This is a genomic window from Stenotrophomonas sp. Br8 (genome assembly GCF_014763005.1).
GTDB lineage: Bacteria > Pseudomonadota > Gammaproteobacteria > Xanthomonadales > Xanthomonadaceae > Stenotrophomonas > Stenotrophomonas lactitubi.
The window spans coordinates 271,876-289,702 of the sequence record NZ_JACGTN010000004.1 but is presented as its reverse complement, the minus strand read 5'-3'; the positions used below and the strand labels follow the sequence as shown (position 1 = coordinate 289,702).

Annotated in this window: 15 protein-coding genes; 9 read left to right on the top strand and 6 right to left on the bottom strand. The window is 66.9% G+C overall.

The genetic code is table 11. From position 1 onward, the window contains the following. Window positions 1-83: 83 nt before the first annotated feature. Window positions 84-791: a YafY family protein gene (locus H3005_RS05160; RefSeq protein ID WP_191077701.1), complete on the bottom strand. Its 708-nt coding sequence runs from the start codon at window positions 789-791 to the stop codon at window positions 84-86. Beyond that, window positions 791-1,426, bottom strand: a complete 636-nt coding sequence (locus H3005_RS05155) for an NAD-dependent dehydratase (protein ID WP_191077700.1) — start codon at window positions 1,424-1,426, stop codon at window positions 791-793. Before H3005_RS05155 ends, H3005_RS05160 begins: the two co-directional genes overlap by 1 nt. A 106-nt stretch (window positions 1,427-1,532) precedes the next feature. Here H3005_RS05155 and H3005_RS05150 point away from each other — a divergent pair, with 106 nt between their 5' ends. Next, window positions 1,533-3,071, top strand: coding sequence for a GGDEF domain-containing protein (locus H3005_RS05150; protein ID WP_191077699.1), 1,539 nt, complete (start codon window positions 1,533-1,535; stop codon window positions 3,069-3,071). A gap of 279 nt (window positions 3,072-3,350) precedes the next feature. Here H3005_RS05150 and H3005_RS05145 read toward each other — a convergent pair whose 3' ends face one another. Next, complete coding sequence (locus H3005_RS05145) at window positions 3,351-4,277, bottom strand: DUF808 domain-containing protein (RefSeq protein WP_099819718.1); 927 nt, start codon at window positions 4,275-4,277, stop codon at window positions 3,351-3,353. A 233-nt stretch (window positions 4,278-4,510) separates the two neighbouring features. On the opposite strand from H3005_RS05145, the gene H3005_RS05140 reads away from it, so the two are divergent. Then, entirely contained in the window at window positions 4,511-6,154 is a 1,644-nt protein-coding gene (locus H3005_RS05140; protein ID WP_223880075.1) for an AarF/UbiB family protein, read from the top strand. Between the two features lie 271 nt (window positions 6,155-6,425). After that, on the top strand, window positions 6,426-8,531 hold the full coding sequence (locus H3005_RS05135) for a phosphoglycerol transferase I (RefSeq protein WP_191077697.1): 2,106 nt from the start codon (window positions 6,426-6,428) through the stop codon (window positions 8,529-8,531). Between the two features lie 566 nt (window positions 8,532-9,097). Here H3005_RS05135 and H3005_RS05130 read toward each other — a convergent pair. Beyond that, a complete protein-coding gene (locus tag H3005_RS05130) occupies window positions 9,098-11,527 on the bottom strand; it encodes a DUF3772 domain-containing protein (RefSeq protein ID WP_191077696.1) in 2,430 nt (809 codons plus the stop codon). A 90-nt stretch (window positions 11,528-11,617) separates the two neighbouring features. Further along, entirely contained in the window at window positions 11,618-11,866 is a 249-nt protein-coding gene (locus H3005_RS05125) for a hypothetical protein (RefSeq protein ID WP_191077695.1), read from the bottom strand. A 182-nt stretch (window positions 11,867-12,048) separates the two neighbouring features. Between H3005_RS05125 and H3005_RS05120 the strand changes: the two genes are divergently transcribed. From H3005_RS05120 to H3005_RS05110, 3 genes are all read left to right on the top strand, one after another. Beyond that, window positions 12,049-12,543 carry a lipocalin family protein gene (locus tag H3005_RS05120; protein ID WP_099819722.1) on the top strand — a complete coding sequence of 165 codons (495 nt, stop codon included), beginning with the start codon at window positions 12,049-12,051 and terminating at the stop codon, window positions 12,541-12,543. A gap of 12 nt (window positions 12,544-12,555) precedes the next feature. Continuing rightward, a complete protein-coding gene (locus H3005_RS05115; RefSeq protein WP_191077694.1) occupies window positions 12,556-13,764 on the top strand; it encodes an FAD-dependent oxidoreductase in 1,209 nt (402 codons plus the stop codon). A 125-nt stretch (window positions 13,765-13,889) separates the two neighbouring features. Beyond that, the gene (locus H3005_RS05110; RefSeq protein ID WP_099819724.1) at window positions 13,890-14,381 is read left to right on the top strand and encodes a hypothetical protein; all 492 of its coding nucleotides are present in this window, start codon (window positions 13,890-13,892) and stop codon (window positions 14,379-14,381) included. Between the two features lie 462 nt (window positions 14,382-14,843). Here the strand turns inward: H3005_RS05110 and H3005_RS05105 are convergent, their stop codons facing one another. Next, window positions 14,844-15,278, bottom strand: a complete 435-nt coding sequence (locus H3005_RS05105) for a PepSY domain-containing protein (RefSeq protein ID WP_191077693.1) — start codon at window positions 15,276-15,278, stop codon at window positions 14,844-14,846. A 148-nt stretch (window positions 15,279-15,426) separates the two neighbouring features. Here H3005_RS05105 and H3005_RS05100 point away from each other — a divergent pair, with 148 nt between their 5' ends. Genes H3005_RS05100 through H3005_RS05090 form a run of 3 tightly spaced genes read left to right on the top strand, consistent with a single transcriptional unit; the run spans window position 15,427 to window position 17,692 of the window. Beyond that, window positions 15,427-15,717: a PepSY domain-containing protein gene (locus H3005_RS05100; protein ID WP_191077731.1), complete on the top strand. Its 291-nt coding sequence runs from the start codon at window positions 15,427-15,429 to the stop codon at window positions 15,715-15,717. Further along, the gene (locus tag H3005_RS05095) at window positions 15,717-16,376 is read left to right on the top strand and encodes a response regulator transcription factor (protein WP_191077692.1); all 660 of its coding nucleotides are present in this window, start codon (window positions 15,717-15,719) and stop codon (window positions 16,374-16,376) included. The genes H3005_RS05100 and H3005_RS05095 overlap by 1 nt, the downstream gene beginning before the upstream one ends. Beyond that, window positions 16,373-17,692, top strand: a complete 1,320-nt coding sequence (locus H3005_RS05090) for a HAMP domain-containing sensor histidine kinase (RefSeq protein ID WP_191077691.1) — start codon at window positions 16,373-16,375, stop codon at window positions 17,690-17,692. The genes H3005_RS05095 and H3005_RS05090 overlap by 4 nt, the downstream gene beginning before the upstream one ends. Window positions 17,693-17,827: the final 135 nt, after the last annotated feature.

Here is a 17,827-nt window from a genome sequence, read left to right as displayed (position 1 = left end):
AGAGCAGTCGAGCAAGCTCGACATCTACCAAGAGCAAAGAGCGAAAGCGTCGAGCAAGCTCGACCTCTACCAAAGCTGGTCCGTCACGAACGGTCCAGCCAATCCGGGGCGATGCCCTGCGCCTTCTGCCAGCGCCGCAGCAAGGTGGCGCGCGGCACAAGATAGTGATCCGGCAGTGCGCGCACATGGCGGATGCGATCCAGGCGGAAATGGCGGAAGTCCTCGCGGCCCTCACACCACGCCGCCAGCATCGGCACTTCATCGAAGTATCCCAGCGCGAACGGCCAGACCACGCGCTCGCTGCGCCGCCCCTGTGCATCTTCATAGGCGAACTGCAGCCGCTGCTGCGTGCCCACGGCTTCGCGCACGGCCTGCAGGCGCGCCGGGGGCACCTTCGCCGCCGTACGCGAAGGACCCACCCGCAGGCCGCTGTCACGCAGTGCTTCGCGGCGTGCTGCCGGCAGCACATGGGCGATGCGCGCCAACGCATCACGCGCGGCCGCGGCCAGCGCCGGCTCGGTGCGTGCCGCCACCCAGCGCAGGCCCAGCACCAGCGCGTCGATCTCCGCCGGTGGCAAGGTCAGCGGCGGCAGCACATCGCCCGGTTCCAGCTGGTAGCCGACACCGGCTTCCCCCCGCAGGTCGGCGCCCTGTTCGCGCAGCGTTTCGATATCGCGGTACAGCGTGCGCAGGCTGACGCCCAGTTCCTCGGCCAGCGCCTGCCCGGCCACCGGCCGGCGATGGCGGCGCAGCACCTGCAGCAGTTGGGTCAGACGCAGCGCGCGCGACATCAGTCCACCAGGTCTTTCGAAGCCACCACGTGCTCGCCCGGTGCCGGCGCCAGTGCCGCGTTCACCAGCGCCCGCGCAATACGCGTGGCCGGGTTGATACGCCACGCACGCGGCAGCACCGGCCGCAACGCACCCAGCACCTGCAGGGCGAACTGTTCGCCGCGGCGCGCCTGTGGGCGGTGGCCGCCGATCAGGCCCGGCCGGACCAGGGTCAGCGAAGCGAAGCCCAGCGCGCGCAGGTCGCGCTCCAGCTCGCCTTTTACCCGGCTGTAGAAAATGGCCGAGCCCGGATTGGCACCCGCCGCCGAATTCAGTACGAAGGCACGGGCGCCCTGGGTCCTGGCCAGGCGGGCGAAGGCGAGCGGGTAGTCGTGGTCGATCCGGTAGAAAGCCTCGCGGCTTCCCGCCTGGGCCATCGTGCTGCCCAGCGCGCATACCACCGCATCCACCGGTGCCCAGCCCGGCGCATCCGGCAACTGATCGAAGTCCAGCACCGGGGCGTGCAGTTTCGGGTCACGCAGGTCCAGCGGCCGCCGGGTCGGGGCCACCACCGCGCGGCAGCGCGGGTCGTCCAGCAGCATCGGCAGGGCCAGCCCGCCCACCAGTCCGGTCGCCCCCAGCAACATCACACGCATACCCACCTCCACTGCGGCATCCTGTCGCCCATCCTATCGGTTCAAGCCACCGCCAGTTGCGCCGATATGCTGTGACCAGCCCCCCTGCCACCCCAGGATTTGTTCCATGACGGACCAGCCCGACCCCCGCCCTGCCCCCGGCACCGCCATCGGACCGCCCGTGCGCGTGCGCGCGGTTGTCGATGACGGGCGCGGCGATCGGGTGGTACTGCAGGGAGGGAACAGCGTGGCGTTGCAGCAGCTGTTTGCCGGAGCCGATGCACCCGAGCCGCTGCTGGCTGCCTTCGCCAATGGCATGGCCACCCTGCCCGGCGAGCTGGGCGACATGGGCGACCGCCTGCAGTCGGCGCAGGCCAGTGCCGACTGGCCGCGCTATGGCCGGGCGATGCGGCAGCTGATCGACAAATACATCCGCACCATCGACCAGCATTCGCCCGATGGCCAGCCCGACAGCCTGCGCCTGTCCGAACAGCTGCGGTTGCTGCTGGGCGGCGCGGTGGTGGCGCTGCTGCAGCACGATCCTGATCTGCGCGAGCAGGCGCAGGCGTTGGCCGTGCGCCTGCGCCAATGGCAACCGGGCGCGGCACTGGAGCCGATCGAACAAGGTGCGCGCGAGTTGGGTCACCAGATCGGCGTGCGCGCCGAGAGCTGGCAGGAACAGCAGGCGTTGTTGCTTGAGTTGTTCGCACTGCTGCTGGAGAACGTCAGCGAGCTGCTGGATGACCGCAGCTGGCTGCAGGGTCAGATCGCAGCCGTGCGCCAGCTGCTGGCCGGGCCGCTGGAAGCCGAATCGGTCGAGCGCACCCGCGCCGAGCTGCGCGAAGTGATCTACAAGCAGGGCCTGCTGCGGCAGGGAATCGACGATTCGAAAGCAGCCATGCGTAGCCTGATGGGCGAGTTCATCGAGCGCATGGACGGCATGGCTGCCAGTACCGGTGAATACCACGACCGCATCGGCAGCTACGCGCTGCAGCTGCGCGAGGCGCGCAGCATCGCCGACCTCAACCACCTGCTGCAGGAAGTGATGCAGGACACCGGCAAGGTGCAGCAGCAGGCGGCGCAGGCACGTGATCACCTGGCCAGCGCACGGCAGGAAGTGGAACGCGCCGAGCAGCGCATCAACCAGCTGGAACAGGATCTGCGCGCGGCCGGCGATCTGGCGCGTATCGATCCGCTGACCCAGGCCCTGAACCGGCGTGGTCTGGACGAACTGCTGCAACGCGAACTGGCCCGCGCCGCCCGCAACAACTCGCCGTTGGGGCTGGCGGTGATCGATCTGGATGATTTCCACCAGACCAACGACGAACACGGCCACGCCGGCGGCGACGCGCTGCTGCAGCATCTGGTGACGGTGTGCCGGCTGCTGCTGCGTGCTACCGATGGCATCGCCCGGCTGGGTGGCGACGAGTTCGTGCTGGTACTGCCGGAAACCCCTGGCGCGGACAGCATGGCCACGGTGCAGCGGCTGCAGCGTTCACTGGCGCATCGCGTGCTGACCGTGCAGGACCGGCGGGTACCGGTGCATTTCAGTGCTGGGCTTTCGCAATGGCAGCCAGGCGACGATGCGGATTCGATGTTGCGACGCGCCGATGACGCCCTGTATGTGGCCAAGCGCGAAGGCAAGAACCGGGTGCACGCCGGATAGTCCCCGGCGCGCCGGAAACCGCTTGGTAGGTGCCAACCTTGGTTGGCACGCGCAGCAATCAAACCGCCGACCAAGGTCGGCCCCTACCGGGCAAGGCGCCGGAAACCGCTTGGGTAGGTGCCAACCTTGGTTGGCACGCGCAGCAAACAAACCGCCGACCAAGGTAGGCCTCTACCGGGCAAGGCGCCGGAAACCGCTTGGTAGGTGCCAACCTTGGTTGGCACGCGCGACAAACAAACCGCCGACCAAGGTCGGCCCCTACCGGGGAAGGAGCTGGCGCTATTTGCCGCGCAGCTTCTGCACGCCGGTCACCACCGCCAGCACGATCGCACCGGCAATGATGCCGACCACCATGTTGCCCAGCGCGTTGACCAGCCAGCCCCACTGGCCTTCACCGCCCAGCGCCTGCACCGCGTGGTGCAGCGCCGGCACGTTGTGCACCAGGATGCCGCCGCCGACCAGGAACATCGCCGCGGTTCCGGCCACCGACAGGAACTTCATCAGCCACGGTGCCGATACCAGCAGCCCTCGGCCGACGGCCGCCAGCGCCGCGCCCTTGCGCGACAGGTACAGGCCCAGGTCATCCAGCTTGACGATGCCGGCCACCAGCCCATAGACGAACACGGTCATCGCCAGCGCGATCACTACCAGAGTGCTGACCTGGTTGATGAACGACGCCGTGGCGACCACACCCAGCGACAGCACGATGATTTCGGCCGAGAGGATGAAGTCGGTGCGGATCGCGCCCTTCACCTTGTCTTTCTCCCACGCGACCATGTCCACCTGCGCATCGGCCAGCGCCTTGCGCCGTTCGGCCTGGTGTTCGGCGTCCTCATCGGCTGAATGCAGGAAACGGTGCGCCAGCTTCTCCACGCCCTCGAAGCACAGGAAGGCACCGCCGATCATCATCAGCGGCACGATCAGCGGCACGTTCCAGCCGCGGCTGTGCAGCCAGGCTTCCAGCGCGCTGATCGCCAGCGCCGCCGGCACCAGGATCACCTTGTTCACCAGCGAACCCTTGGCCACCGCCCACACCACCGGCAGTTCGCGGTTGGCGTTGACGCCGGTCACCTGCTGCGCGTTCAGCGCCAGGTCGTCGCCCAGCACGCCGGCGGTCTTCTTGGCGGCGACCTTGGTCAGCACCGAGACGTCGTCGAGCAGGGAGGCGATATCGTCGAGCAGGGCAAACAGGCTGGCACCGGCCATGGGGGATCCAGTAAAGGGAATGAGCGGATTCTGACCGATCCTGCGCCGCCTGCGGTAGCGGATTCACCGCGCGCCTACCGTTGCACAGGGACACTGCAAGCGTATTCCGATCCCGCCGGGCATGACCCGGCGCTACCCGACCGCCGGATCACGGCCGCCGGGTCGTCGCTTTCGAGGAGTTCTGTTTGAGCAAGCCGCCCACCGCCGCAGGCAATCCCCCGCTCATCCGGGGCATGAACCGGCGCAGCCAGATCCTGCGCCTGTTGATGCGCTACCGCCATTCCGGCGTGTTCTCCGGCATGAACCTGGACGCTGCCGGCAGCCATGCCGATGTGCCCCCCGACGGCAATCCCGAGCAGTTCGTCAGTGACCTGGAAGCGCTGGGGCCGACCTTCGTCAAGCTCGGGCAGATGCTGTCCACCCGCCCGGACATGGTGCCGGTGGAGTTCGCCACCGCGCTGGAGCGGATGCAGGAGAAGGTCGCCGAGATCCCGGTGGAACGCATTCATGCCATCGTCGAACAGGAACTGGGCGCGCCGGTGAACAAGCTGTTCGCCGCATTCGACCCACAACCGCTGGGCTGCGCGTCGATCGCCCAGGTGCATCGCGCGGTGCTGCATGACGGCCGCGAGGTCGCGGTGAAAGTGCAGAAGCCGGAAGTGGCCGCGCAGCTGCGTTCGGACCTGGAAGTGCTGCGCAGCTTCGCCCTGGCCGCCGACCATCTGACCCAGATCGGTCGCCGCGTGCGCCTGCGCGACTGGCTCAACGAGTTCTCCAAGACCCTGATGCAGGAGCTGGACTATCACGCCGAGGCTGAGAACCTGTCGCGCTTCGGTCGCCATCTGAAGCCGTTCCGGCGCCTGTGGATTCCGCAGCCGCTGTGGGATTACTGCAGTCATCGCGTGCTGACCATGGAACTGGCCAGCGGCGTACGCGTGGATGCCATTCCCGATGTGCGCCGTACCGAACAGGCGATGGACCCGCTGGCGGCGGCGCTGATCCGCGGCTATCTGGACCAGATCTTCGTGCACGGCGAGATCCACGCCGATCCGCACCCGGGCAATCTGCGGGTACTGCCCGATGGGCGCCTGGCGATCTTCGATCTGGGCATGGTCGCGCACATGCCACCGCGCCTGCGCGAGCGACTGCTGAAGATCCTGTTCGCCGCCGTCGATGGCCGTGGCGAGGAAGTGGCCGACGACCTGATCAGCATCAGCACCCGGCTGGAGGCGTTCGATGAAGAGCGTTACCTGCGCGAGACCGGCCAGCTGATCGCGCGCTATGCGGCCAGCGCGAATTTCTCCGAAGGGCGCGTGGTGCTGGACATGGTGCGCATCGCCACCTCGTCCGGATTGCGTACGCCGCCGGAGCTGAGCCTGCTCGGCAAGGCGCTGCTCAATCTTGAAACCGTATGCCGCCTGCTGGCACCGGACCTGGATACGCGGCGCATCGTCGAGCGCCAGCTGCAGCACGTGATGCGCGCGCGCCTGAAGAAATCGCTGTCGGCCGCCAACCTGGCCAGCGAAGCCATAGAGGTGCAGCAACTGCTGCGCGATGGACCACGCAAGCTGTCGGACATCATGGCGCTGTTGGCCGAGAACCGCCTGCAGATGAAGGTGACCGGGCTGGAAGAGTCGCGGTTGATGGAAAACCTGCAGAAGATCGCCAACCGTGTGGCCGCCGGCATCATCAGCGCGGCGTTGATCATGGCCGCGGCGATGATGATGAAGATCGATACCGGCTGGCATGTGCTCGGCTATCCCGCCATCGCACTGGTGCTGTTGTTGATCGGCGTGGTGCTTGGGCTGGGCATCGTGACCAGCGCATTGCTGTTCGATCGGCGTGCGCGTTCGCGCGAGGAACGCGGGCACCGATAGCGTTGATGCGTTGTCGTATCCACGCGTGTGGTGGATCTACGAAAACAGCGCATTCATGCGGTTTTTAATGCAATCGAGCGTGAGTTTTCACGCTCGATTTACGTTCGCAGCGTGATATCGCACGCGCGATTTCAACAAACATTTCAGTCAGGTTCGTGCATGCACTATCGGGTCATCGGCCTGTCATGCAGATGTGCTTGCAGCAGCGCCGGTCGGATGGACACGCGTCGGTACGACGTCCATCGCCACCCCGTCACTGCCGAAGCTGCCCATGCTCTGGATTCTGCTGCTGTCGCTGTTGTTGTTGTCCTGGTTGTTCCTCGCGTCCGCAAAGTGGGTGTGGTGGAAAGCCGGCTTGTTCTCGCTATTGCTGCTGGCGCTCAGTGCCTGGTGGCTGATCGACAAGCTGTCCGGTGACGGACTCAACGCCGCCACCCTGTACCACCTGGGCGCGGACATGGAAGGCGCCGGTGTCGCCGACTTCAAGGGGTATATCGCCGGCTTCATCGTGCTGGCGGCGGTATCGCTGCTGCCGCTGTTCGCTACGCGGGTGAAGCGTTGGCGCCGCCCCACGGCCGGTGGTGCGTGGTTTGCCGGTTTCGCCGCGCTGTGGGTGACCACGATCATGATCAGCCCGCTGGCGCGCGATGGCCAACGCCTGTACCAGCAGCTGCGCCCGGTGGATTTCGCCCGTATCGCCCCCGAATACCAGGTGCCCACGCAGGCCCTGCAGCGCCCACGCAACATCGTCTGGATCTACGGCGAGAGCCTGGAGCGCACCTATCTGGATGAGGCCGTGTTTCCCGGCCTGATGCCCAATCTCAACCGCTTGGCGGCCAAGTCGCTGGATGTGCGCGGGCTGGCCTCGGCCGAAGGCGGCGGCTGGACCATCGCCGGCCTGGTGTCGTCGATGTGCGGCGTGCCGCTGACCACCTCGCAGGGCGATGAGAACAGCATGGACCGGATGGGCAGCTTCCTGCCCAAGGCCGTGTGCCTGGGCGACTACCTGAAGCAGCAGGGCTACACCAACCACTATCTGGGCGGCGCCAACGGCCAGTTCGCCGGCAAGGGACAGTTCCTGGCCAGCCATGGCTTCGACGAAGTGCATGACCTGGCGTGGTTCAAGCAGCAGAAGAAGATCGGCCGCATCCACTACTCGGCATGGGGCGTGCATGACGACGTGCTGTTGGACACTGCCTACCAGCGCTTCGAGCAGCTGTCGCGGCAGGACGCACCGTTCATGCTCACCACGCTGACCATGGACACGCACCACCCGGCCGGGCATCTGCCGGTGGCCTGCAAAGGCACGCGTTACCAGAGCCAGCACGGCAACATCGGCATGCTCAATGCGCTGAAGTGCACCGACCGCCTGATCTCGCAGCTGGTCGAGCGCATCCAGGCCAGTCCGTATGGCAAGGACACGCTGATCGTGATCGCTTCAGATCACCTGGCCATGCCCAATGACCTCAGCCATATCCTGACCAAGCAGAAGCGCGAGAACCTGCTGCTGTTCCTCGGTGACGGCGTGGCCCCGCGCCAGCTGGCCGCCGAAGACGGCTCGACGCTGGACTCGGGTGCCACCCTGCTCAGCCTGCTCGATCCGAACCTGCAGACGATGGGCTTTGGCCGTTCGCTGCTGGATGACAAGCGCGCACCGAGTGCCAGCGCCGCCGCACGCCGCGATGGCGGCCGCGACTATCCGCAGTACCTCGCCTTCGCACGCTCGCTGTGGCTGGGCGAACCGACGCGGCAGTTGAAGATCGACGGCGATGACCAGGTCGTGGTCGGCCTGCAGCACGTGCAGCCGCCGGTGCTGCTGGAGTACGACAAGGACTGGGACCTGAAATCGGTGTACCTGGAAAATACCTCACGCCAGTTCGACGACGCGGCCCCGGACAACACGCTCGCCTACGTTGATCGCTGCACCGCGTTCGAGGATGGCTCGGCCGACGGTGACTGGTGCGCGCTGCTGGTGAACCGCGACAACGGCATCAAGCTGTACCGCGATGGTCAGCTGCGCAACGGCATCGACGTGGATGCACCGCTGGATGCGTTCCAGGGCCCCCGCCCCAGCGTGCGCCAGGCGCACATGATCACCCAGAAGGGCCGCCGTACCCGCGCCGGCCAGTACATGCTGCAGCTGGTGGCGAGTACGCGTCCGGATCGCGGTTTCTGGATCGAAGCGGTGTCCTCGCAGCGCAAAGTAGTGCTGGCCCAGCAGTGGGTGCAGCCCGATGCCGACGGCAAGATCAATGTGTCGTTCGGTCTTGACCACGAAGTGGACGATCTGGAAATCCGCGCGTGGTTGAACCACGCCGAGAAGCTGGCAGTGGATACGTTCGCACTGGTGCCCTCACGCGGGCGACCGCGGGGGTAAAGGGGGTTCGGCAGGGCTGCGCCCTGCACCTGCAGAATCAACGGCAACGGCAACTTCAAAAGCGGGCAACCCGTGGGATGGCGGGGCACTGTGGGTTTGCGGGGCCGCCGCAAGTACGTCCGTGTAGGCTTGGTCGCCGCATCCATGCGGCTCACACCCCGCAAACCCACAGTGCCCCACCTTCGACAGTTTCCCGGTGGTCAGTAGATCCACGCCATGCGTGGATGAATGTCCATCGAAATCGAATATTTCGACAATTGAACGAAAAGAATCCACGCATGGCGTGGATCTACGTGTCGACCAAGGTCGACACCCACCAACCGCAGCGCGGTCGACACCCACCGAGAGCGCGCCGTGCCATTCCGACAGATCGCGGGAAACTGTCGAAGGCGGGGTGGGTCCGGTTGCGGGGGTGTAAGCGCCATGGATGGCGCGCCCAAGCCTACAGGGACGTACTTGCGGCGTCCCCCGCCATCCCACAGGAAACCCGCTTTTGCTTCGGCAGTTGCTGTTGCCGTTGCTTCGGCTTCGGCAGGTGCAGGGCGCAGCCCTGCCGACCCACCCTCTTACTGCTGCGGATCTCGGGTGATGTGGATGTCTGTTGGCGTGGACAACGGAATGTCCCGCTCGGCCAGGATCTGCAACAGGCTGAAATACAGATCACTGCGCGTGCCATACACCTGTCGCGGGCTGGCCACGTAGGCGAAGCTGTTGATGGTGATCTGGCCGCCAGCGATGCTGTCGATGTACACCGACGGCGCCGGCTGCTGCAGTACCGTGTTGTGGGCACCGTAGGCATCCAGCAGCGCCTGTCGCAGGCTCGCAACGTCGGTACTGGCCGGCACCGCGAACTGGATCTGGATGCGGCCCTGGTTGTTGCCCATCGTCATGTTGCGGATGGTCTTGGTGATCAACTCGGAATTGGGCACGATCAAGGTGGATTTGTCGCTCACCTGGATCTCGGTCGAACGCACGTTGATGCGCTTGATATCACCTTCCTGGTCACCCAGCTTCACCCAGTCACCGATCTTCACCGGCCGTTCGGTCAGGAGGATCAGGCCGGAGACGAAGTTCTGGATGATCGCCTGCAGGCCGAAGCCGATACCCACCGAGAGCGCGCTGACCAGCAGCGCCAGGTTCTTCAGGTTCAGGCCCATCGCGGTCAGCGCCCACAGGCCCACCAGGATGATGCCGACGTAGCCGGCGATGGTGCTGATCGAATTTCGTGCACCCAGGTCGAGTTCGGTCTTGGGCAGGTAGGTATCGGTCAACCAGCGCTGCAGCAGTTGGGTCAGGCCCATGCCCACCAGCAGCACCAGCACGCCGGTGACGATGCGGCCCGGCTGCAGCGTCAGGTCCTTGTTGATCTCGATGCCATTGGCCAGCGAGGCAATGCGTTCAACGATCGTGCCGATGTTGCCGAACGGTGCGGCCAGCGCCAGCAGGGCGATCAACACCACCAGGGTGCGCAGCATCGCCGACAGCAGCACGCCCGCCTGTTCCAGCTTCGACACGCTCAGGCCGGTGCTGAGCAGGATGGTCTGGCCAACCTTGCTGTCGGCGTTGAGCAGCCAGGTGGAGAAATCGTCGACGAACTTGAACAGCAGCGTTGCCGCCAGCACCACGATGCTGCCGCCGATCAGCTGCTGGTTCACGAACTTGGCGAAGTTCACATAACCCAGCAGGGTGGCGATGATCGCGGCGACCACGGCGATGTTGCCGGCCACGCGGGCCAGCACCAGCCAGCTGCTGCGTCGTACCGGCAGCTGTGCGCCAAGACCGTCGGCCTGTGCTTCCAGCTTCGCCTCGGCCTCGGCGGTCTGACGCCGGTGCAGGCGCGCCAGGGTCACCAGCATGGCCATGATCAGGCCCAGGTAGGTCAGTGCGATCACGCCGTCCAGCGCCACCGTGGTGACATCGCTGGTGCGCGTGGCGCGATCAAGTGCCACCAGCACCGTACTCAACCAGGCCAGTGCCGCAGCACCCCAAGCATACTTGCGCAGTTTCAGCGCGGCGGTGTCATCCAGGTTCAGCAGCCGCCAGGAGGGCCGCTTGGGCACCAGCAGGCAGGCGCTGAGCGCGGAAATGAAGGCCGCAGCGAACGTCGCTGCCTGTACGCCTTCGGCCACGCTCTGCAGGCGCGGCGGAATCGCGCCGATAGCATCCAGCGCAGCCACCAGCACCACCACGGCGTAGCCGGGCAGCAGGGTACCCACCAGCAGCAGCCACATGGCTAGGCCAGAGCGGCGCAGGCGGCCGTCGGGGGCACGCTCGGACGCGGCAAAGCGGCGCCCCAGCGCGCGCAGCCACAGGCGCAACGGGAACATCATCACCAGTGCCGCCGCCAGCCCCAGCAGCAGCGTGCCCCAACCATGGGTGGCGATGGCCGTGGTCAGCGCAGCATGGCCCTGCTGGGCCAAGGGCGTGACGCGGGCGATGTCGTTCGGCAACTGGTCGGCCACCTGTCGCCACAGCGTTGGCGACAGCGGCGAGGCGACCTTGCGCCCCAGTTCCTCGGTGCGCTGCGCGTTGCGCTGCTTGTCGATGTCCGCGCTCAGCTGCTGCGCACGCACGGCGCTGGACTTCGCCTGGGCAATCGATGCCACCAGGGCATCGCGCTGGCGGGTCAGCGTGCGCCGCTGCGCGGCCAGCTCCGGCGGTTCAGTGGTGTCCTTGGGCGCATCGCCCAGCTGCGTCAGCTGCTCGTTGAGCTGGTCCAGCTGCGGCTGCAGGGTCTTTTCCAGCGCCTCGGCATCGCGCTTGGCCTGTGATGCAGTTTCCGAAAGCGTGCCCAGCGTTTCGGTGGCCTCGGCGTCAACGCGCTTGCGTGCAACATCCTTCAGCGTGCTGTCGATCTGCGCCAGCTGCTGCTTCGGTGTGGGGTCATCATCCTGGGCCAGCGCCGGCACAGCCAGCAGCAACGTGCAGCACAACAGCAGGCCCAACCACGGGCCACGCACCAGGATCGTTCGGAAGAAGGAAGACAAGCCAGCCACACCGGTTCACGCGGACCACCGCGCCTGCGCGCGACTATACGGCAGGTGCTGTAAACGGCGGATGCGCAGGAGCTGGTGGGTGGCGGCGGCTCAGTACTTCAGCCGCAGCTCTTCCACCTGTGGCTGCTGCAACGCGTACCACTCCTGGAATTCTTCCTCGGTGATCTCATCCGGTGCGTACACCGCGATCGGGTGCCAGGCATGCTCGGTCGGCAACGGCTGGCGCGGCCCGGCGCGCAGGCTGTAGGCCACGCCTTCGAAATCCACCAGATCGTCGACCTGCGGCCACTGCTCGCGGGCGAACTGGGTTTCACTCTTCAACAGGATCACCTGGTACATCGGCACCTCCACTGCGGTTGGATCGGAAAAACGCGGCGCTGGCGGAAGCATACCGCTGCGCCGATGACGGCACGCGCTCCGCCGGGGCGACGGAATGTTCTGGACATGGCCCTCGCCCCGGCTTCACCCGCCCGTGGCAGTGTCCTCGTCATCGTGGAGGCCCTCTCCTGCCACGCCTGACAATGACCGACCTGCCGCCCCTGAAGACCGTTACCGACCTCAAGCTGCCCCGCTACCTGGGCACCTGGTACGAGATCGCCCGCCTGCCGATGCGCCACGAGCCGGAGGGCTGCACCGACGTGTCGGCCCATTACCAGCTGCTCGACAACGGCAACGTGGGCGTCACCAACCGCTGCCGCATGGACGGCGAGGTCGAGGAAGCCACCGGTGAGGCGTGCGCGATCGACAACGACAGCGCGCGGCTGGAAGTCAGCTTCCTGCCCAAGGGCCTGCGCTGGCTGCCCTTCGCCAAGGGTGACTACTGGGTGATGCAGGTGGCGCCGGACTACAGCGTTGCCCTGGTCGGCAGCCCCGATCGCAAGTACCTGTGGCTGCTGGCGCGTGAGCCCCGGCTGGATGCCACCGTGCAGGAACATTATCTGGCAGCCGCACGCCTGCAGGGCTTCGATCTGTCCGAACTGATCCAGACCCCGCATACCGGCCACCCCACTGCCTGAGCACCAACGCGCATGGACCTGAAGAGTGGCTACCCGTGGTGGGCGGTGCGCAACGGCCTGATCCAGGCCTTTCCGCCGCTGGAACAGGATCTGCAGTGCGATGTACTGGTGGTCGGTGGCGGCATCACCGGCGCGCTGATCGCCGATGAGCTGTCGGCCCATGGGCACGACGTTGCAGTGATCGAGCAGCGCGACATCGGCTGGGGCAGCACCGCAGCCAGTACCGCGTTGCTGCAGTACGAGATCGACACCCATCTGCTGGAGCTGACTTCGCAGTATGGCGAAGACGCTGCGGCGCTGGCCTACCAGGCATGCGCGGATGCGATCCCGGCCCTGCGCCAAGTGGCACGCGGCCTGAAGGACGTGGATTTCAAGCAGATGGACAGCCTGTACCTGGCCAGTCGCCGCCGTGACGTACCGCGGCTGATGGCCGAAGGCGAGGCGCGCCGTGGCATCGGCCTGGATGCGCGCTGGCTGGACCGCGATGCGCTGCAGGAACGTTTCAGCGTCGATGCCGGCGGCGCGTTGCTGACCCGCCAGGCCGCGCGCGTGGATCCGTACCGTCTGGCCTATGGCCTGCTCGAGCGTGTGCGCAAGCGCGGCGGCGTGGTCCACGACCGCACCGTGCTGCATACCCTCACCCCCAGCACGCGCGGCGTGACTGCGCGCACCGAATCCGGCATGCAGATCCGCGCCCGCCACGTGGTGTTGGCGATGGGCTATGCCAACCAGCAATGGCTGGACCCGCGCGTAGCCCGCAACCGCAGCAGCTACGCCTTCATCACCGACCCGATCAACGCCGACGAACTGGGCTGGCTGCAGCGCACGATGGTCTGGGAGAGCGCGCGTCCCTACCTGTACCTGCGCGCCACCGGCGACCGCCGGCTGCTGGTGGGCGGGCTGGACGATGCCATCGATATTCCCGCCCGCCGCGATGGCCGGGTGGAAAGCAAGGCCCGCAAACTGATGAAGCAGCTGCTGCAGTGGTTCCCGCACCTGCAGCCGACGCCGGCGTTCTCGTGGGCGGGCACCTTTGCCGAGACCGCCGACGGCCTGCCGTTCTTCGGGCCGCATAAGCAGTGGGGCCCGCGGGTGCAGTTCGCCATGGCCTACGGCGGCAACGGCATCACCTATTCGATGATCGGCGCCGGACTGCTGCGGGCCGGGATCGAGCGGCGCAAGCATCCGCTGGCGGCGCTGTTCGGGTTCGGGCGGTTGTAGCGTGCAGCCAGGCATGGCCTGGCTCTACCGCAAGTGGGCGCCGACAGGCATCATTCAAGCAACGCCTGCTAGCGTCGGCCTGTACCGCCGCGTGCTGCGCGGCCCCTCTCCGTTGGAGCGCCGTCATGATCCGCCCCCTGACCCTGCTGCTGTGCCTGGCCGCCCTGCCCGGGACCGCGTTGGCGCAGTCCGCCGCCGGCGCCACCGCGCCGCAGGCCTCCGGCCTGGACCTGTCCGTGCCGCAGACGCCGATCCGCTATCTCAACGATCCGACCCTGCAGCAGGATCCGCCGGGCACGTTCTACGGCGACAAGACCGGCCCGCGCGTGAATGGCGACGGCAGGATCGCCGACGTGACGGATGACAAGGTCAAGGTGTCCGGCAGCTTCACCACCGGCATCGGCTACGCCAAGAATTACGGCAACACCCACTACAACGCCGCCACGCTCAACCTCAGCAAGAACTACACCAACGATGAAGGCAAGACCCGTGGGGTCAACGTCAACATCCACGTGAGCGAAGGCAAGGGCCCGGGCTTCTTTGGGCCGTATGGTGGTGGTGGCTACTACGGTGGTGGCCCGGGCTATTGGGACTACCCGCCGCCTTACGGCTGGTAAGGGCTTGGTAGTGCCGGCCGCTGGCCGGCAACCTCCGGATGTCGGAAACACCGTGCAGCCGCCGGCCAGCGGCCGGCTCTACCCGCCATCAATCGGTAGGTGTCGACCTTGGTCGACACGCTCTTCCGGCCCTGTGCCGACCAAGGTCGGCATCTACCGAAGCGCAGCTCAATCCGGCCAGCGGCCGGCTCTACCCGCCATCAATCGGTAGGTGTCGACCTTGGTCGACACGCTTTTCCGGCCCTGTGCCGACCAAGGTCGGCATCTACCAAAGCGCAGCTCAATCCGGCCAGCGGCCGGCTCTACCCGCCATCAATCGGTGGGGGTCGACCTTGGTCGACACGCTTTTCCGGCCCTGTGCCGACCAAGGTCGGCATCTACCGAAGCGCAGCTCAACCCAGCCGGCGGCCGGCTCTACCCGGTAGGTGTCGACCTTGGTCGACACACCCACCCCAGCAGGCATCAATCCAGCCAGCCATCGCGCTCGCTGTGCAGAATGCGGCCGTCATACCCACTCAGGCGCACTTCCACGCGCTGGTTGCGGGCATTGCGGGCTTCCAGCGACCACGTCGCACCGTCGCGTTCCAGCGAATGGATTTCACGCAGTCCCTGCGACTGCGCCATGGCCAGCACCTGTTCGGTACTCAGCAATGCGCGGCTATCGTGCTCGTCGAAGATCTCGCCGGTCTTCGGGTCCACATACACCTCGCTGAAGCGGCCGTCGGCGCGGCTGACGTCGGCTTCCCACAGGCCGTCATCGCGCTCGATCTCATGGATCTGGGTGTAGCCGGCCTTGCGCAGGGTCTGTTCGACCTGGGCCATGCCCAGCGGTGCGGCCTGGGCGGCGGGAGTGACGGCGAACGCGACGACAGTGGCGAGGGTGAGCGACTTCAACATGGGGGTTCTCCTGTTTGGTGCCGGACCATCCCGGCAACGCCACGATGCGCCGCGCGGTTAACAGCCACTTAGCCAGCGCTGTTAGCCAACCGTTAGTCGGCGGCGGCACACTGGTGCCTGTTCCCCATTCCCCATCATCCACGTGCCGATCCTGTCTTCCCTGCCCTTGCTGCTGGCGCTGGCCAGCGCCCCGACCGCCACCGGCCCTGCCCAGGACCCGGCGCAGCAGGTCGCGCGCCGGGCCGTGCAACAGGGCCGCTACGTGCCGCTGGAAAGCGTGGTGCGCGATGCACTCAAGCGCCACCCCGGCCAGCTGCTGGAAGTGGAGCTGGACGATGGCGTTTACGAAGTGGAGATCCTGCGCGCCGACGGCGTGGTGGTGGAGCTGGACTATGATGCGCGCAACGGCAGGCTGCTGAAGACGGAGCTGGACGACTGATGCGCATCCTGTTGGCCGAAGACGATGCTGCATTGGCCGAGCGCCTGCAGCCGCTGCTGGAGCAGGCCGGTTACGTGGTCGACGTGGTTGCCGATGGTCGCCAGGCCGAGGAGATCGGCCAGGTGGAAGACCTGCAGGCCGCCATCGTCGATCTGGGCTTGCCCGGGCTGGATGGCCTGAGCGTGATCGAGCGCTGGCGCGGCAATGGCCGCGACTTCCCGGTGCTGGTGCTGACCGCACGCGGACGCTGGCACGACAAGCTGGCCGGCTTCGATGCCGGCGCCGACGACTACCTGACCAAACCCTTCCAGGCCGACGAACTGGTGCTGCGCCTGCGCGCGCTGATCCGTCGCAGCCATGGCCACGCCAGCCCGCGCCTGCAGTGCGGCCCGCTGCAGCTGGACGTCAATGCCGGGCGCTTCGACCTGGATGGCCAGGCACTGGCACTGAGCCCGCAGGAGTTCCGCCTGCTCAGCTACTTCATCCACCACAGCGGCCAGGTGATCGGCCGTGACCGCTTGGGTGAACACGTGTTCGATGGCGGTCATGACCCCGATTCGAATGCGCTGGACGTGCTGCTGGGGCGCGTGCGCCGCAAGCTCGGCGCCGACCTGATCCAGACCGTACGCGGCCAGGGCTGGCGGTTGGCCGCGCCGTGAGCCGGCAACCGTCACTGCGACGCCGGCTGCTGCTGGCCGGTGGCATCGGCCTGCTGCTGGTCTCGGCACTGGCCAGTGCGCTGCTGGGCGAACTGTTCAAGCGCAGCGCGCGCGACCGCCTGGACAACGAACTGCAGCAGGACATGCTGACCCTGCTGGCGCAGGCCGAGATTGATGCCGACGGCCAACTGCAGTTGCGCCAGGAGCCCAACGACGCGCGATTCCAGCGCGTGTTCTCCGGCGCGTACTGGCAGATCGCCGATGGCAGCGGCAAGGTGCTGCTGCAGTCGCGATCGCTGTGGGATGAAACACTGGCCGCATCGGTTGCGGGCCCGGCCGAACGCAATCTGCCAGGCCCGCTGCAGCAGTCGCTGCGCGCGCGCGTGCAGCAGGTGCGCCTGCCACGCGCGAACCAACCCTATGTTGCCGTGGTCGCCACCGACCGCAGCGCACTGGACGCCGACGTCGCCGCGTTCCGCCAACGCAGCGCGATGGCGCTGGCGGTACTGGTCGCTGCTTGGCTGGCGGTACTGGCCAGCCAGGTGCATTTCGGCCTGCGCCCGCTGCAACGTCTCGGTACGCAGTTGGAGCGTGTGCGCCGCGGCGATGCACAGCGCATCGATACGGCGGGACTGGGCGCTGAAATCGCGCCGCTGGGTGACGAGCTCAACGCGCTGCTGGACCACCAGCAACGGATGGTGGCGCGCGCGCGTACCAGTGCACAGGACTTGGCGCATGCGCTGAAAACACCGCTGAGCGTGCTTGCCGCCGAAGCCGATGGCGAAGGCCGCGAGTGGCGCGCAACGCTGCGCGAGCAGGGCGCGCGCATGCAGGCCAGTGTCGACCGCTATCTTGCCGCCGGGTTGACCGCCGATCATCGCGAGCGCACGCCGGTGGCAGCGGTGGCGCAGGCGATGTGCAGGTTGATGGCACGGGTGCATGGCGAGCGTGCACTGCAGTTCCAGGCCGAGGGTATTGCCGACGACCTGCAGTTCGCCGGTGCCAGCGCCGACCTGGAAGAGATGCTTGGCAACCTGCTCGACAACGCCGGCAAGTGGGCACAGCGGGACGTGACAGTGACGGCGCGTGCGGACGAAGGGCAGTTGCGCATCGACGTGCGCGATGACGGCCCGGGTCTGGCAGCCGAGGCGCTGGCGCAGGTTACCCAGCGCGGCGTGCGGTTGGATGAGCGCGAAAGCAGCAGCGGCCTGGGGCTGGCCATCGTGGGTGATATCGCTGCCAGTTATGGCGGACGGTTGACGTTGGAGAATGCGCAACCGGGGTTGCGCGCGACGCTGTGGTTGCCGGTGGGGTGACGCGCCGCTGCGCTCGCCGGGCATGGCCCGGCGCTACCGGATCACGCGCCACCCAGTAGGTGTCGACCTTGGTCGACACGCATCAAGAGCGCCGACCAAGGTCGGCATCTACCAAAGCTAGTGCGTCAGTTCCGT

Coding starts and splice junctions, on each gene's coding strand:
- H3005_RS05120 (WP_099819722.1), top strand. CDS start 12,049: ATGACCGACCTGCCGCCCCTGAAGACCGTTACCGACCTCAAGCTGCCC.
- H3005_RS05105 (WP_191077693.1), bottom strand. CDS start 15,278: ATGTTGAAGTCGCTCACCCTCGCCACTGTCGTCGCGTTCGCCGTCACT.
- H3005_RS05150 (WP_191077699.1), top strand. CDS start 1,533: ATGACGGACCAGCCCGACCCCCGCCCTGCCCCCGGCACCGCCATCGGA.
- H3005_RS05140 (WP_223880075.1), top strand. CDS start 4,511: ATGAACCGGCGCAGCCAGATCCTGCGCCTGTTGATGCGCTACCGCCAT.
- H3005_RS05135 (WP_191077697.1), top strand. CDS start 6,426: ATGCTCTGGATTCTGCTGCTGTCGCTGTTGTTGTTGTCCTGGTTGTTC.
- H3005_RS05125 (WP_191077695.1), bottom strand. CDS start 11,866: ATGTACCAGGTGATCCTGTTGAAGAGTGAAACCCAGTTCGCCCGCGAG.
- H3005_RS05155 (WP_191077700.1), bottom strand. CDS start 1,426: ATGCGTGTGATGTTGCTGGGGGCGACCGGACTGGTGGGCGGGCTGGCC.
- H3005_RS05095 (WP_191077692.1), top strand. CDS start 15,717: ATGCGCATCCTGTTGGCCGAAGACGATGCTGCATTGGCCGAGCGCCTG.
- H3005_RS05115 (WP_191077694.1), top strand. CDS start 12,556: ATGGACCTGAAGAGTGGCTACCCGTGGTGGGCGGTGCGCAACGGCCTG.
- H3005_RS05160 (WP_191077701.1), bottom strand. CDS start 791: ATGTCGCGCGCGCTGCGTCTGACCCAACTGCTGCAGGTGCTGCGCCGC.
- H3005_RS05145 (WP_099819718.1), bottom strand. CDS start 4,277: ATGGCCGGTGCCAGCCTGTTTGCCCTGCTCGACGATATCGCCTCCCTG.
- H3005_RS05110 (WP_099819724.1), top strand. CDS start 13,890: ATGATCCGCCCCCTGACCCTGCTGCTGTGCCTGGCCGCCCTGCCCGGG.